The sequence below is a fragment of the Nocardia sp. NPDC057227 genome (genome assembly GCF_042669725.1).
GTDB lineage: Bacteria > Actinomycetota > Actinomycetes > Mycobacteriales > Mycobacteriaceae > Nocardia > Nocardia asteroides_A.
The window spans coordinates 14,677-26,342 of sequence record NZ_JBHUXA010000005.1 but is presented as its reverse complement, the minus strand read 5'-3'; the positions used below and the strand labels follow the sequence as shown (position 1 = coordinate 26,342).

13 protein-coding genes are annotated in these 11,666 nt (G+C 73.5%); 8 read left to right on the top strand and 5 right to left on the bottom strand.

What is annotated here, in order from left to right; translation table 11 throughout:
* Window positions 1-129: 129 nt before the first annotated feature.
* From ACFUJ1_RS09715 to ACFUJ1_RS09700, 4 genes are read left to right on the top strand one after another with little or no spacing between them, the layout of a single operon-like run.
* Window positions 130-594: a hypothetical protein gene (locus ACFUJ1_RS09715; protein WP_378644370.1), complete on the top strand. Its 465-nt coding sequence runs from the start codon at window positions 130-132 to the stop codon at window positions 592-594.
* A 30-nt stretch (window positions 595-624) separates the two neighbouring features.
* Window positions 625-1,368 (top strand): DNA repair protein RecO, encoded by a 744-nt coding sequence (recO, locus tag ACFUJ1_RS09710; RefSeq protein WP_378644368.1) that lies wholly within the window; start codon window positions 625-627, stop codon window positions 1,366-1,368.
* A gap of 52 nt (window positions 1,369-1,420) precedes the next feature.
* Window positions 1,421-2,251, top strand: coding sequence for an isoprenyl transferase (locus ACFUJ1_RS09705; protein ID WP_378644366.1), 831 nt, complete (start codon window positions 1,421-1,423; stop codon window positions 2,249-2,251).
* Between the two features lie 20 nt (window positions 2,252-2,271).
* A complete protein-coding gene (locus ACFUJ1_RS09700; RefSeq protein ID WP_233021192.1) occupies window positions 2,272-2,664 on the top strand; it encodes a hypothetical protein in 393 nt (130 codons plus the stop codon).
* 1 nt (window position 2,665) lies between these two features.
* Here the strand turns inward: ACFUJ1_RS09700 and ACFUJ1_RS09695 are convergent, their stop codons facing one another.
* Window positions 2,666-3,265, bottom strand: coding sequence for a TetR/AcrR family transcriptional regulator (locus ACFUJ1_RS09695; protein ID WP_378644364.1), 600 nt, complete (start codon window positions 3,263-3,265; stop codon window positions 2,666-2,668).
* 102 nt (window positions 3,266-3,367) lie between these two features.
* Here ACFUJ1_RS09695 and ACFUJ1_RS09690 point away from each other — a divergent pair, with 102 nt between their 5' ends.
* On the top strand, window positions 3,368-4,339 hold the full coding sequence (locus ACFUJ1_RS09690; protein ID WP_378644362.1) for a hypothetical protein: 972 nt from the start codon (window positions 3,368-3,370) through the stop codon (window positions 4,337-4,339).
* 149 nt (window positions 4,340-4,488) lie between these two features.
* Here the strand turns inward: ACFUJ1_RS09690 and ACFUJ1_RS09685 are convergent, their stop codons facing one another.
* Both ACFUJ1_RS09685 and ACFUJ1_RS09680 read right to left on the bottom strand, forming a co-directional pair.
* A complete protein-coding gene (locus ACFUJ1_RS09685; protein ID WP_378644360.1) occupies window positions 4,489-4,914 on the bottom strand; it encodes a Fur family transcriptional regulator in 426 nt (141 codons plus the stop codon).
* The gene (locus ACFUJ1_RS09680) at window positions 4,911-5,258 is read right to left on the bottom strand and encodes a helix-turn-helix transcriptional regulator (RefSeq protein WP_233016586.1); all 348 of its coding nucleotides are present in this window, start codon (window positions 5,256-5,258) and stop codon (window positions 4,911-4,913) included. Before ACFUJ1_RS09680 ends, ACFUJ1_RS09685 begins: the two co-directional genes overlap by 4 nt.
* Before the next feature lie 155 nt (window positions 5,259-5,413).
* Between ACFUJ1_RS09680 and ACFUJ1_RS09675 the strand changes: the two genes are divergently transcribed.
* Window positions 5,414-6,799, top strand: coding sequence for a glycine--tRNA ligase (locus ACFUJ1_RS09675; RefSeq protein WP_378644358.1), 1,386 nt, complete (start codon window positions 5,414-5,416; stop codon window positions 6,797-6,799).
* On the opposite strand, the gene ACFUJ1_RS09670 is transcribed toward ACFUJ1_RS09675, so the two are convergent.
* Window positions 6,800-7,462 (bottom strand): DUF899 domain-containing protein, encoded by a 663-nt coding sequence (locus ACFUJ1_RS09670; RefSeq protein ID WP_378644356.1) that lies wholly within the window; start codon window positions 7,460-7,462, stop codon window positions 6,800-6,802. It lies immediately after the preceding gene.
* Window positions 7,463-7,649: 187 nt separating this feature from the next.
* Between ACFUJ1_RS09670 and ACFUJ1_RS09665 the strand changes: the two genes are divergently transcribed.
* On the top strand, window positions 7,650-8,894 hold the full coding sequence (locus ACFUJ1_RS09665; RefSeq protein WP_378644355.1) for an acyltransferase: 1,245 nt from the start codon (window positions 7,650-7,652) through the stop codon (window positions 8,892-8,894).
* Window positions 8,895-8,997: 103 nt separating this feature from the next.
* Here the strand turns inward: ACFUJ1_RS09665 and ACFUJ1_RS09660 are convergent, their stop codons facing one another.
* Window positions 8,998-10,941, bottom strand: coding sequence for a TPM domain-containing protein (locus ACFUJ1_RS09660; RefSeq protein WP_378644353.1), 1,944 nt, complete (start codon window positions 10,939-10,941; stop codon window positions 8,998-9,000).
* Window positions 10,942-10,991: 50 nt separating this feature from the next.
* On the opposite strand from ACFUJ1_RS09660, the gene ACFUJ1_RS09655 reads away from it, so the two are divergent.
* Window positions 10,992-11,666: an MBL fold metallo-hydrolase gene (locus tag ACFUJ1_RS09655; RefSeq protein ID WP_378644351.1), complete on the top strand. Its 675-nt coding sequence runs from the start codon at window positions 10,992-10,994 to the stop codon at window positions 11,664-11,666.

Here is an 11,666-nt window from a genome sequence, read left to right as displayed (position 1 = left end):
CGCCCCGGCACCGCCCCCGCACCGCCCGATCCGTTCCGCTCCCCGCCCACATAGGGCACAATGGTGCTCTGCGAGATCCCGATCAGGTTGTGGCGCAGCACTATTCGCGACCGAGGTTTGGGGGCGAAGATGACCGATCTGTACACCGGGCACCCGGCGTTCGACCGGCTGGCCGGAGAGGTGCCCGAGCTGGCCGCGGTCGCCGAGCGGCACCGCGAGCTGCTCCGGGACGCGGTGGACGCCTACCGCCTCCGGATCGGGCAGTGGGTGCGCTACCTGGATCCGGAGGATCGCGCGCTGCGGCTGGACCAGGCCGAGCGGCAGCTCGCCGAGCTGCACATCGACCCGGTGCGCCACGCCGACCTCGATCTGGACGCCTACCGCGCGGTGCGCGACGGCGTGCCGATGCGGTACGTGAGCGAACACGGCGCCTTCGTCCGGCCGCGCAATGCCGGGCCGCCGGTGCTGGTCCGCCCCGGCTCGCCGGAGCACCGGCTCGGCGTCGTCGCCCGGCTGGCGGCGCTCGGGCAGACGCTGGAGCAGATCCAGGTGGTCGCGGTCACCGCGACGATGGGTGTGCCGCCGGTTCGCTGAGCTGTCCCCGGTTCGTGCGAGGATGGGCCGGTGCGTTCGTATAGGGATGAGGCGGTGGTGGTTCGCCAGCACAAGCTGGGCGAGGCCGACCGCATCATCACGCTGCTGACCCGGCGCAACGGCCTGGTCCGTGCGGTGGCCAAGGGGGTGCGGCGCACCGGCTCGCGGTTCGGGGCGCGGCTGGAGCCGTTCGCCTACGTCGACGTGCAGCTGTACCCGGGGCGCACCTTCGACACCGTCACCCAGGTGCACACCGTCGAGGCGTTCGCCGCCGACATCGTCGCCGACTACGGCCGCTACACCACCGCCTGCGCGGTGCTGGAGACCGCGGAGCGGCTGGCGGGCGAGGAGCGCGCCCCCGCGCCCAAGCTGCACGCGCTCACCGCGAGCGCGCTGCGCGCCATCGCCGCCGGGCAGCGGCCGCACGAGCTGATCCTGGACGCCTTCCTGCTGCGCGCGATGGGGTTCGCGGGCTGGGCGCCCGCGCTGGACGAGTGCGCCAAGTGCGCCACCCCGGGCCCGCACCGTGCCTTCCACGTCGCCGCAGGCGGCGCGGTGTGCGTGCACTGCCGCCCGCCGGGGGCGTCCAACCCGCCGGAGGGGGCGCTGGAGCTGCTGGTCGCGCTGCTGCGCGGGGAGTGGGAGAAGGTCGAGGCGGTGCCCGTTCCGGTGCGTACCAGGGCCAGCGGGCTGGTCGCCGCGCACCTGCAGTGGCACCTCGAACGTCGGCTGCGCACCCTGCCGCTGCTCGAGCGCACGCCCTCGGCCCCCTGACCGCGCTCGTCCATCGGGAGGCCGCTGTGCCGGCGCGCGGGCATCGGGCAGGATGGGGGCCGTGATCCTCCGTCGCGACTCCTCCGGGTCCGGAACGGGCAGCGCACTGTCCGACGGCCCGCGCACCGTCCGCCCGCCGTCGCCGCACCCGTCCGGCGCCCGCCCGCCGGAGCTGCCGCGCGAGCTGGTGCCCGCGCACGTCGCGCTGGTGATGGACGGCAACGGCCGCTGGGCGCAGGAGCGCGGGCTGGCCCGCACGGCGGGGCACGAGCGCGGCGAGGCGGTGCTCATGGACACCGTCGAGGGCTGCATCGAGATCGGCGTCAAGTGGCTCAGCGCCTACGCCTTCTCCACCGAGAACTGGCGGCGCAGCCCGGACGAGGTGCGCTTCCTGATGGGCTTCAACCGGGACGTCATCCGCCGCCGCAGGGACGAGATGCACGAGCTCGGCGTCCGGGTGCGCTGGGCCGGGCGGCGACCGCGGCTGTGGCGCAGCGTGATCAAGGAGCTCGAGGTCGCCGAGGAGCTCACCAGGGACAACACCGTGATGACGCTGACCATGTGCGTCAACTACGGCGGCCGCGCCGAGATCGCCGACGCCGCACGGGAGATCGCGCGCCGGGTGGCCGCGGGCGAGATCGACCCGGAGAAGGTCGACGAGTCGACGGTGGCGCGCTTCCTGGACGAGCCGGACATGCCCGACGTCGACCTCTTCCTCCGCCCCTCCGGCGAGTTCCGCACCTCGAACTTCCTGCTCTGGCAGTCCGCGTACGCCGAATTCGTCTTCCAGGAGACGCTGTTCCCCGACTTCGACCGGCGCAACCTGTGGGAGGCCTGCCTGGCCTACGCCCGCCGCGACCGGCGCTTCGGGGCCGCCAAGTGAGCGGAACACTCGACCCCGCGATGGAGCTCAAGGCGTCGGCGGGCGCGGTGCTCTCGATCTACGACGTCGACGTGCGGGTGGACAACGACGGCTCGCTGCGCTTCGACTACGAGGGCGCGCTCTGCTCGCTGGACGCCGTCACCCTCGCCCCCGGGCTGGACGTGCTCACCCTGACCTGCGTGCTCGCCTGGGACCGCCCGCTCAAGCCGCAGCTGCACAAGCGGGTCGCGGAGCGCAACGCCACGCTGCAGTTCGGCTCGATCGTGGTGGTCACCAGGGAGAAGCTCGCCGACGTCGTGCTGCGCTACACCTTCCCCGCGGTCGGACTGAACGACGGCGCGCTCGGCACCATGCTGCTGCTGGTGCTCTCCGGCGCGGGCAAGGCCCGCCAGGGGCTGCTCGTCCCGGCCTGACTCAGGCCGGGCCGTAGGGGAGCAGGGTGCGCACGCCGCGCTCCAGCGCGCCCGGCTCCAGGTCGCCGACGATCAGGAACTGCAGCAGGAAGCCGGGGAGCAGCCCGAACAGGACCGCCGCCACCGCGTCCAGGTCGGTGTCGGCGGGCAGCCAGCCCTCGGCAACCATGCGCTGCGCGTACTCCCGCCACATGCCGCGGATCCCGGTCATGGCGAGCTCGACGTAGCCGGCCGCCTCCGGGTCGGTGAGCGCCAGCGCCCAGGCCTGCGGCGCCAGCCGCAGCCGCCCCTCCAAGCCGGTGTTCTCCGACATCCACGCGGTCACCGCGCCGACCACCGCGGCGGGCGTCGGCAGCGGATCGCGCCGCACGGCCTCGATCAGCACGGCCCTGATGTCGGTGCCCGCGTTCGAGGCCAGCGCCGCGACGAGCTCGTCCTTGCTCTTGAAGTAGCGGTATACCGCACCCGCGGAGAGCCCGGACTCGGCGAAGACGTCCTGCATCGAGGACTGGTGGAAGCCCTTGCGCGCGAAGCAGCGCTGCGCCGCGTCGACGATCTGCTGCCTGCGGCGTTCCAGGTGTTCCTCGGTGACTCTCGGCATGGTTCCAAAGTAAAACGAATGTTCGTTCTTGACAACTCGCGGGGTCGGGTGCGACCGTGGGGACACCTAAAAGAACGAACATTCGATTTATGGGGAGCCGTCATGAACATCCCGCAGCGTGCGGTGGCCGTCGGTATCGGAGCTGCCCTGCTCCAGGCGCTGATGCTGATCGCCTTCGCCTGGCCCGCCGTGCACACGGCCCCGCGCGATCTGCCGGTCGCCGTCGCCGGTCCGGGCGCGGCGCAGGTGGCGGAGCGGCTGGCGCAGCGCAGCCCCGGCGCCATCGAGCCGCGCACCGTCGCCGACGAGGCCGCGGCGCGCACCGCGCTCACCGAGCGCGAGGTCTACGGGGCGATCCTCACCGGCGCGCAGCCGCCGCGGGTGCTGGTGGCCTCCGGGGCGAGCCCGCTGGTGGCGCAGCAGCTCACCCAGCTCGCGCAGCAGCTCTCCGGTGCGCCCGCGGCCACGGCGGTGGAGGACGTGGTCCCCGCCGATCCGGACGACCCGCGCGGCGCGGGCTTCGGCGCCATGGTGCTGCCGCTGGTGATGTCGGGGATCGCGGCGGGGGTGCTGCTCAGCCTGCTGGTTCCGGCGGCGTCGGCGCGGATCGCCGGGGTGTTCACCTTCGCGGTGGCAGGCGGGCTGCTGAGCATGGCGATCGCCCAGGGCTGGCTGTCCGTCCTGCCGGGGGCGTACGCGGAGCTGGCGGCGGTCGCGGGGCTGGTCTCGTTCGCGGTGGCGGGGGCGGTGGCCGGGCTGGCGACCGCGATCGGCCGGGCCGGGATCGGCATCGCCGCGCTCACCATGCTGCTGGTCGGCAACCCGTTCTCCGCGGCGGCCTCGGCGCCGGAGCTGCTGCCGCAGCCGTGGAGCGCGATCGGCCAGGCGCTGCCGCCGGGCGCCGCGGTCTCGCTGCTCCGCTCGGTCGCCTTCTTCGACGGGGCCGGGGCCGGTGGGCCGCTGCTGGTGCTGCTGGTCTGGGCGGGCGCCGCGCTGGCGCTGCTCGGGGTCGGGGTGGTCAGGGAGCGGAAGGTCGAGCCGGAGCCGGAGCGCGCTGTTCTGCAGCCTGCCTGATCGGCCGGGTCGCGAGCGGGTCGGGTTCTACGGAGCCCGGCCCGCTTCGCAGGTACGGGGCCGGGTCGGACGGCGTGTCCACCGTCCGCCGGCGGGCTTGCTCAGTGCAAGCGCGCAGCCTCGGCCCGCTGCCGGGTGCCGGACCCCGCTCAGCGTGCGCGCAGGCAGCCGTCGCAGGTGCCGAAGATCTCCAGGGTGTGGCTGACCTCGGTGAAGCCGTGCTCGGCCGCGGTGGCGTCGGCCCACGCCTCGACGGCGGGGCCCGCCACCTCGACGGTCCGGCCGCAGCTGCGGCAGACCAGGTGGTGATGGTGCCCGGTGGAGCACTGCCGGTAGACGGATTCGCCGGTGTCGGTGCGCAGCACGTCGACCATGCCCGCGTCGCAGAGCGACTGCAGGGTGCGGTAGACGGTGGTGAGCCCGATGCCCTCGCCGCGCTTGCGCAGTTCGTCGTGCAGCTCCTGGGCGGAGCGGAACTCCTCGATGTCGCGGAGCAGCGCCGCGATGGCGTTGCGCTGGCGCGTGCTGCGCACCCCGACCGCCTTCGCGGCGGTGGACTTGTCGGCCACGGTCATCCTTCCTCGGCATGGGCGACGGCGTCGACGACGATGTGCGCCAGGTGGTCGTCGACCAGCTCGTAGAGCACCTCCCGGCCCGACCGCTCGCCGTGCACCACCCCCGCCGCCTTGAGAATCCGCAGGTGCTGGCTCACCAGCGGCTGGGTCACCCCGAGCGCGTCGACCAGTTCGTGCACGCAGCGCGGCGACTCCCGCAATTGCAACACGATCGCGATGCGAACGGGGGCGGCGAGTGCGCGCAGCAGTTCACCGGCGTCCTCCAGGACGGCCCGGCTCGGCACCGGCGCCGGGGCGGGGGAACGATAGGGGTTGTGCGGCACGGCGGCTGTCATCGGGACCATCTCCTTATCGGAAAGCGATCCCATTTTGATATGCATAATTGCGCATGTCAAACGGACACGCTTCATGGCTGTGCTGGTGACAGCGGGGAATACCCGGGCGTTTAGGCTGAAAGCCAGAGCATCCGGCCCGATTCTTACGAACGGAGAATTCTCGCGTGGCACCCAAGTCGAAGGTGGACACCGTTGCCAACCTCGCCAAGCGCCGGGGTCTGGTGTACCCGTGCGGTGAGATCTACGGCGGCACCAAGTCGGCCTGGGATTACGGCCCGCTCGGCGTCGAGCTGAAGGAGAACATCAAGCGCCAGTGGTGGCGCTCGATGGTCACCAGCCGCGACGACGTCGTCGGGCTCGACTCCTCGGTGATCCTGCCGCGCCAGGTCTGGGAGGCCTCCGGCCACGTCGAGACCTTCAGCGACCCGCTGGTCGAGTCGTTGATCACGCACAAGCGGTACCGCGCCGACCACCTGCTGGAGGCGTACGAGGAGAAGCACGGCCACCCGCCCGCCAACGGCCTCGCCGACATCCGCGACCCGGAGACCGGCGACCCGGGTCAGTGGACCGAGCCGCGCAACTTCTCCGGCCTGCTCAAGACCTTCCTCGGCCCGGTCGACGACGCGGAGGGGCTGCACTACCTGCGCCCGGAGACCGCGCAGGGCATCTTCGTCAACTACAAGAACGTCGAGACCACCGCGCGCAAGAAGCCGCCGTTCGGCATCGCGCAGATCGGCAAGAGCTTCCGCAACGAGATCAGTCCGGGCAACTTCATCTTCCGCACCCGCGAGTTCGAGCAGATGGAGATGGAGTTCTTCGTCAAGCCGGGCGAAGACGAGAAGTGGCACCAGTACTGGATCGACATCCGGCTGGCCTGGTACACCGACCTCGGCATCGACCCGGAGAACCTGCGGCTCTTCGAGCACCCCAAGGAGAAGCTCTCGCACTACTCGACCCGCACGGTCGATATCGAGTACCGCTTCCGCTTCCAGGGCAGCGAGTGGGGCGAGCTGGAGGGGCTGGCCAACCGCACCGACTACGACCTGCGCACGCACGCCGAGCACTCCGGCGCCGACCTGAGCTACTTCGACCAGGCCGCGGGCGAGCGCTACATCCCGTACGTGATCGAGCCCGCGGCCGGGCTCACCCGCTCGCTGATGGCCTTCCTGGTCGACGCCTACGCCGAGGACGAGGCGCCGAACGCCAAGGGCGGGGTCGACGTTCGGACCGTGCTCCGGCTGGACCGCCGGCTGTCGCCGGTCAAGGCCGCGGTGCTGCCGCTGTCCCGCAACGCCGATCTCACCCCCAAGGCCAAGGATCTCGCCGCGCAGCTGCGCCGGAACTGGAACGTCGACTTCGACGACGCGGGCGCCATCGGCCGCCGCTACCGGCGCCAGGACGAGATCGGCACCCCGTTCTGCATCACCGTCGACTTCGACACCCTGGAGGACCAGGCCGTCACGGTGCGCGAGCGGGATTCCATGGCGCAGGAGCGGATCGCGCTGGACAAGGTCGAGGGGTACCTGGCCCAGCACCTGATCGGCGCCTGATCAGCGCGGCCCGCCGAGCGGCGTGAGGTCGAGCAGGGCCCGCGCGCCGTTCAGCGGGTCGATGCCGCGCGCGTAGGCCGAGTAGGTGTGGAAGACGGCATCGTCGTCGTCGCGCCAGAAGACGCTGACGCCTGGCTGCTCGTCGGCGAGCGGCCGCCCGGCGAGCGCGTGCTCCTTGGCGGAGCGGTAGTTGTAGCGGACCGGCGCGATATCGGCGTCCAGCGAGGCGTGGAAGTCGTAGTTGAAGTCGCTGCCGAACGACGACACCGTCGGGAAGCTCCAGCCGTGCCTGGCGTGGTAGCCCGCCAGCCGCTCCCACGGGCCGCGGCTGACCGCCGCGAACGCCGTGTCGTGCTCGGATAATCGGGCCGGCCCGCCGACGCTGTCCAGCAGCGACGCGCAGCCGGGGCAGCCCTCGTCCCGGTCCCACTCCCACATCAGGTGGTAGACGATCAGCTGCCTGCGGCCGGCGAAGAGCTCGGCCAGCCGCACCCGGCCGTCCGGCCCCTCGAAGACGTAGTCCTTCGCCACCGGGACCATGGGCAGCGCCCGCCTGCGCGCGGCGAGCGCGTCCACGGCCCGCGTGACGGCCTTCTCCTCGGCGAGCAGCTCTACGCGGGCCGCGAGCCACTCGGCTCGGCTTGCCACGACCGGACGCGCCACGGGTCTTCTCCTTCGCCGCTCGGGGATGTGCCACGGGTTCGTTCCCGTAGCCGCTGCGGATTGGTTGCTGGACGGATGCTGGGGCGCGAGGGGGGTTTTCCGGGCGGTTGCCGGGATTCGCAGTATTCGCACGGTGACCCGGCGATCCGGATTGCATCCGGCCCCCGGTTGCCGCACCCTTGCGGATGTGTTGCGGGAGAGGGTCGACGTGGTGCGCGAGCTGGCGCCGTCGGAGGAGCGATTCGTTCGGCACGGAACGTTCACGGGACGTTCCGTCGCGGTGTCCGGCGCCCTCGATATCCGGGTGCTCCGAAGAGCCTTCGCCGACCTGCAGGCGTCGTATCCGATTCTGCGCTGCCGCATCGCCGCCGACCCGGCCCTGCTGCTCGCGCCGCGCGGCCGCGCACCCCGGCTCTGGCTCGCCACCGGCGACCCCGCCGCTGTGCCGCTGCCGCGCCGCGCGCTGCACCCGGATCGGGCGCTCGGCTACCTGGACGTGGTGCGCGACCGCGGCCTGGCCCGGGTGACGCTGTACGTGCACCACGCGGTCGCCGACGCGGGGCACTGCCTCGCGCTCTTCGCCCGGCTGTGGGAGCTCTACACCGAGCGGGCCGAGTACGGGCGGGCCACCGTGCGCGAGCATCCGCTACCGCTGCCGCTGGAGCAGCACGTGCTCGGCAGCGGGCTGAGCCGGGCGGGCGTCTCCGGGCTGGAGACCGTGATCGCACCCGGGCCGCCGCCACCGCCGCCCGCCGGGCACGCGCCGGGGCCGCAGGCGCTGGCCCGGCCCTACCGCCTCGTCCTCGACCCGGCGGCGACCGCGCGGCTCACCGGATTCGCCCGCGCGCACGGGGTCTCGATGAACGGTGTGGTGACCGCCGCGCTGCTGCGCGCCTTCGCAGAACTCGCACCGGCGCGCGGGCCGGTCGGCTGCGTCTACCCGGTGGATCTGCGCACCCGGCTCGGGCACCGGGTGGACGCCGTCGGCGGCACCAATATGGCCGGGCTCACCGGTTTTCTCGCGGCCGGGATCGACCGCGCGGACGACCCCGTCGAGCTCGCGCAGCGGGTGAGCAGCACGCTGCGACACGACCTCGCCGAGGGCATCGTGCAGCAGTCGGTGCTGCACTTCCCGGATTTCTACGGCGATCGGCGGGTGCATTCGCTGGCCGGGCACGTCGCGATCACCAATACCGGTGCGGTGCGGCCCTTCACGGTGCCCGCCGGGCTGCACCTGACCGACTACGAGATCGTCTACCTCTCCGCGCATCCCCGGCCGTCGGCGGGGGCGAGCGCCGCGGTGACGTTCCTGGTCTACACCTACGCCGGGCGGTTGAGCGTCGGGGTGCTCGGCGGTGGTGATCCGGAGCGGATGGCGGCGGCGGTCCGCGCGGAGCTGGACCTGCTGGTGGAGGGGGTTCCGGTCGCCTGAGCGCGCGGCGCGGCGGTGCGCGCGGAGCGCGCCTGATCGATCTGGGCCCGGACCGGCTCCGGTCGGGTGGCGCGCCGGTCCACGGCGCGGCCGCGCCCCCGGCTCAGAACCGGCCGCCGCGGCCGATCCGCCGCGACCCGGACGACCCGCCGTACGAGCGCGGCCGATACCCGCCGCCACCACCCGCGGCACCGCGCAGCAAACCCTCCACCAGGATGCCGCCGAGCACCGCGCCCGCCTGGCTCCCGCCGGACGGCGCCCGGCTCGCCTCCCAGCGCTGCACATCGGCCTGCGCCGCCCGCAGCGCGGCACTGCCGAGTTCCGCCGCCGCGCGGGCGTTCTCCAGCGCCGCGGCCGGGTCGCCCGCGGCCAGCCGCTGTGCCTCGTCGAGCCGCCGCTGCGCCTCGGAGAGCCGGGTCCGGGCCTGCGCGTCCACCGCGCCGCGCCGGGTGCCGACGAAATCGCCCGCGGCCGCGATCTGCCCGCGCGCGGCGGTGAGCGCGTGCTCCAACCGCCCGCGCAGTTCCTCCTCGGCCCGCCGGTGCTCGGTGGCGGCGGCGATCACCCGATCCAGCTCCCCGTCGGCGCGCACCACCTCGCGGAAGGCCCCGAGCGGGTCGCTCTCCGCGGCGGCCTCGGCCCCGGCCAGCGCCGCCTGCGCGGCCGTGCGCGCGGCCGCCAGCGGCGGCCCGCCGTGCGCGGCGAGCCCGCCCGCGGTCTCCAGATCGGCGCGCAGCTCGGTGAGCGCGGCGGGCAGCCCGGCCCGCGCGGAGGCGATATCGGCGGCCGCCGTCGCGATGGCCCCGAGCAGCGTGCGCGCCTGCCCGAGCGCCGCCTCGGCGCCGCGGATCGCCGCCACCGCCTCGCCCTGCTCCCCGACCGGCTGCGCCAGCGCCGCCCGCCCGGCGTCGATCGCCCGCTCCCCGAACGTGATCCGCTCCCGCGCGGCCGCCACATTGCCCTGGACCGAGATCAGCGTGCTCGCCGGGTAGGTGCCGGTGAGCCGGGCCAGCTCGGCCTCGGCGCCAGGCACCGCTCCGGTGAGCTCGACCAGGTCGCGGGTGAGCGCGTCCAGCCGGGTGCCGCCGTTCAGCAGCAGGTCCCGCATGGCGTCGAATTCCGCGACCCGTCCGTCGAGTTCGCGATCCGCCCCGCCGACCGTGCCGAGCAGCTCCAGCAGTAGCGTGCGCTGCTCGTCGGGCGTCTCCGGGACGGCGTCGTCCAGCTGCTGCCTGATCTGGAAGGCGCGGCTCGCCGCCTGCCGCGCGCTCTCCAGCGCGGCGCGGAACGGGGTGGTGGCGGTGGCGCCGAACTCGCCGGTGGCGATCTCCAGCTCCTCGCCGCTGGTGCGAATGGCATCGTCCAGCTCGACCAGCACCTCCCGCGAGCGGGCGTGCAGCGTCTCCAGCGAGAGCGCGCCGATGGCGGCGACATTGTCCGGGTCCAGGGTGCGCGCCGCCGCCAATTCCGCCGCGCGCCTGCGGCTCCGCCGGACCCGCGACCACACGACCAGCCCCGCGGCCGCCGCGACCACGAGCACGACCACGATCACCAGCCCCACCGGGCTCACCCCGCCGCCGCGCAGCGCCCCGTCGATGCCGTCGGCCGCCGCGACCCCCGCGCCCGCCCAGCGCCCCGCGCGCAGCTCCGGCTCGACCCGCTCGGCCAGGACGCCGTCCAGCTCGCCGTCGCTGAGCCCGGACGGCAGCTCCCCGGCGAACCAGTACGCCCGATCCTCGGTGGCGACCGCGAGCAGCAGGTCACGTGAGCCGAAGCCGGAGAGCGCCGCGGTGCGCTCCGCCCAGCCCTGCGGCGCCATACCGTCGAAATCGCGCACGTAGACCACCCAGAGCCGCACCTGGTGGTTGCCGTAGAGGTTGTCGACCGCGGCGTTCACCCGGTCGCTGCCCGCGGTGTCGAGCGCATTCGCCCGATCCAGCACGTGCGGCCCGATCCGCTCCGGCGGCTCGGCGCCGGCCGGAGCGACCGGAAGCAGGGCGAACAACACCGCGAGCAGCAGAACCACGCGCACCTTCAGCACCGACATGGCCCCGATCCAACCAGACCGCGCGCCGCGCGCTGGCTAGCATCGAAACCGTGATCACGATCGACCAGCCCTACACCGGCCATGTCTCCCCGGGATCGAACCCGCAGCAGCGCGACGTCCCCGGCGCGCGCATCGTCAAGCTGTCGGTCGGCCCGATGGACAACAACAGCTACCTGGTGCAGTGCGCCACCACCGGCGCCGCGCTGCTCATCGACGCCGCCAACGAACCGGACCGGCTCCGCGCCCTGCTCGCCCAGGAGGCGAAGGACCGGGTCGAACTGATCGTCACCACGCACCAGCACGGCGACCACTGGCAGGCGCTCGCCGACGTCGCCGCCGCCACCGGCGCCCCCACCGCCGCGCACGCCCTCGACGCCGACCCGCTCCCGGTGCCCCCCGACCGGCTGCTCGCCGACGGCGACACCGTCGAGGTCGGCGAGCTCCGCTTCGACATCGTGCACCTGCAGGGCCACACCCCCGGCTCGGTCGCGCTGGTCCTGCGCGACGGCGACGGCACCGTGCACATCTTCACCGGCGACTGCCTCTTCCCCGGCGGCATCGGCAAGACTTCCGGCGCCGAGAGCTTCGACTCCCTGCTCACCGGCGTCCGCACCAAGCTCTTCGAGCGCTACGAGGACGCGGTGATCTACCCCGGCCACGGCGACGACACCACCCTCGCCGCCGAGCGCCCGCAGCTCGAGGAGTGGCGCGAGCGGGGATGGTGA

Coding starts and splice junctions, on each gene's coding strand:
- ACFUJ1_RS09715 (WP_378644370.1), top strand. CDS start 130: ATGACCGATCTGTACACCGGGCACCCGGCGTTCGACCGGCTGGCCGGA.
- ACFUJ1_RS09705 (WP_378644366.1), top strand. CDS start 1,421: ATGGGGGCCGTGATCCTCCGTCGCGACTCCTCCGGGTCCGGAACGGGC.
- ACFUJ1_RS09700 (WP_233021192.1), top strand. CDS start 2,272: ATGGAGCTCAAGGCGTCGGCGGGCGCGGTGCTCTCGATCTACGACGTC.
- ACFUJ1_RS09695 (WP_378644364.1), bottom strand. CDS start 3,265: ATGCCGAGAGTCACCGAGGAACACCTGGAACGCCGCAGGCAGCAGATC.
- ACFUJ1_RS09690 (WP_378644362.1), top strand. CDS start 3,368: ATGAACATCCCGCAGCGTGCGGTGGCCGTCGGTATCGGAGCTGCCCTG.
- ACFUJ1_RS09685 (WP_378644360.1), bottom strand. CDS start 4,914: ATGACCGTGGCCGACAAGTCCACCGCCGCGAAGGCGGTCGGGGTGCGC.
- ACFUJ1_RS09680 (WP_233016586.1), bottom strand. CDS start 5,258: ATGGTCCCGATGACAGCCGCCGTGCCGCACAACCCCTATCGTTCCCCC.
- ACFUJ1_RS09660 (WP_378644353.1), bottom strand. CDS start 10,941: ATGTCGGTGCTGAAGGTGCGCGTGGTTCTGCTGCTCGCGGTGTTGTTC.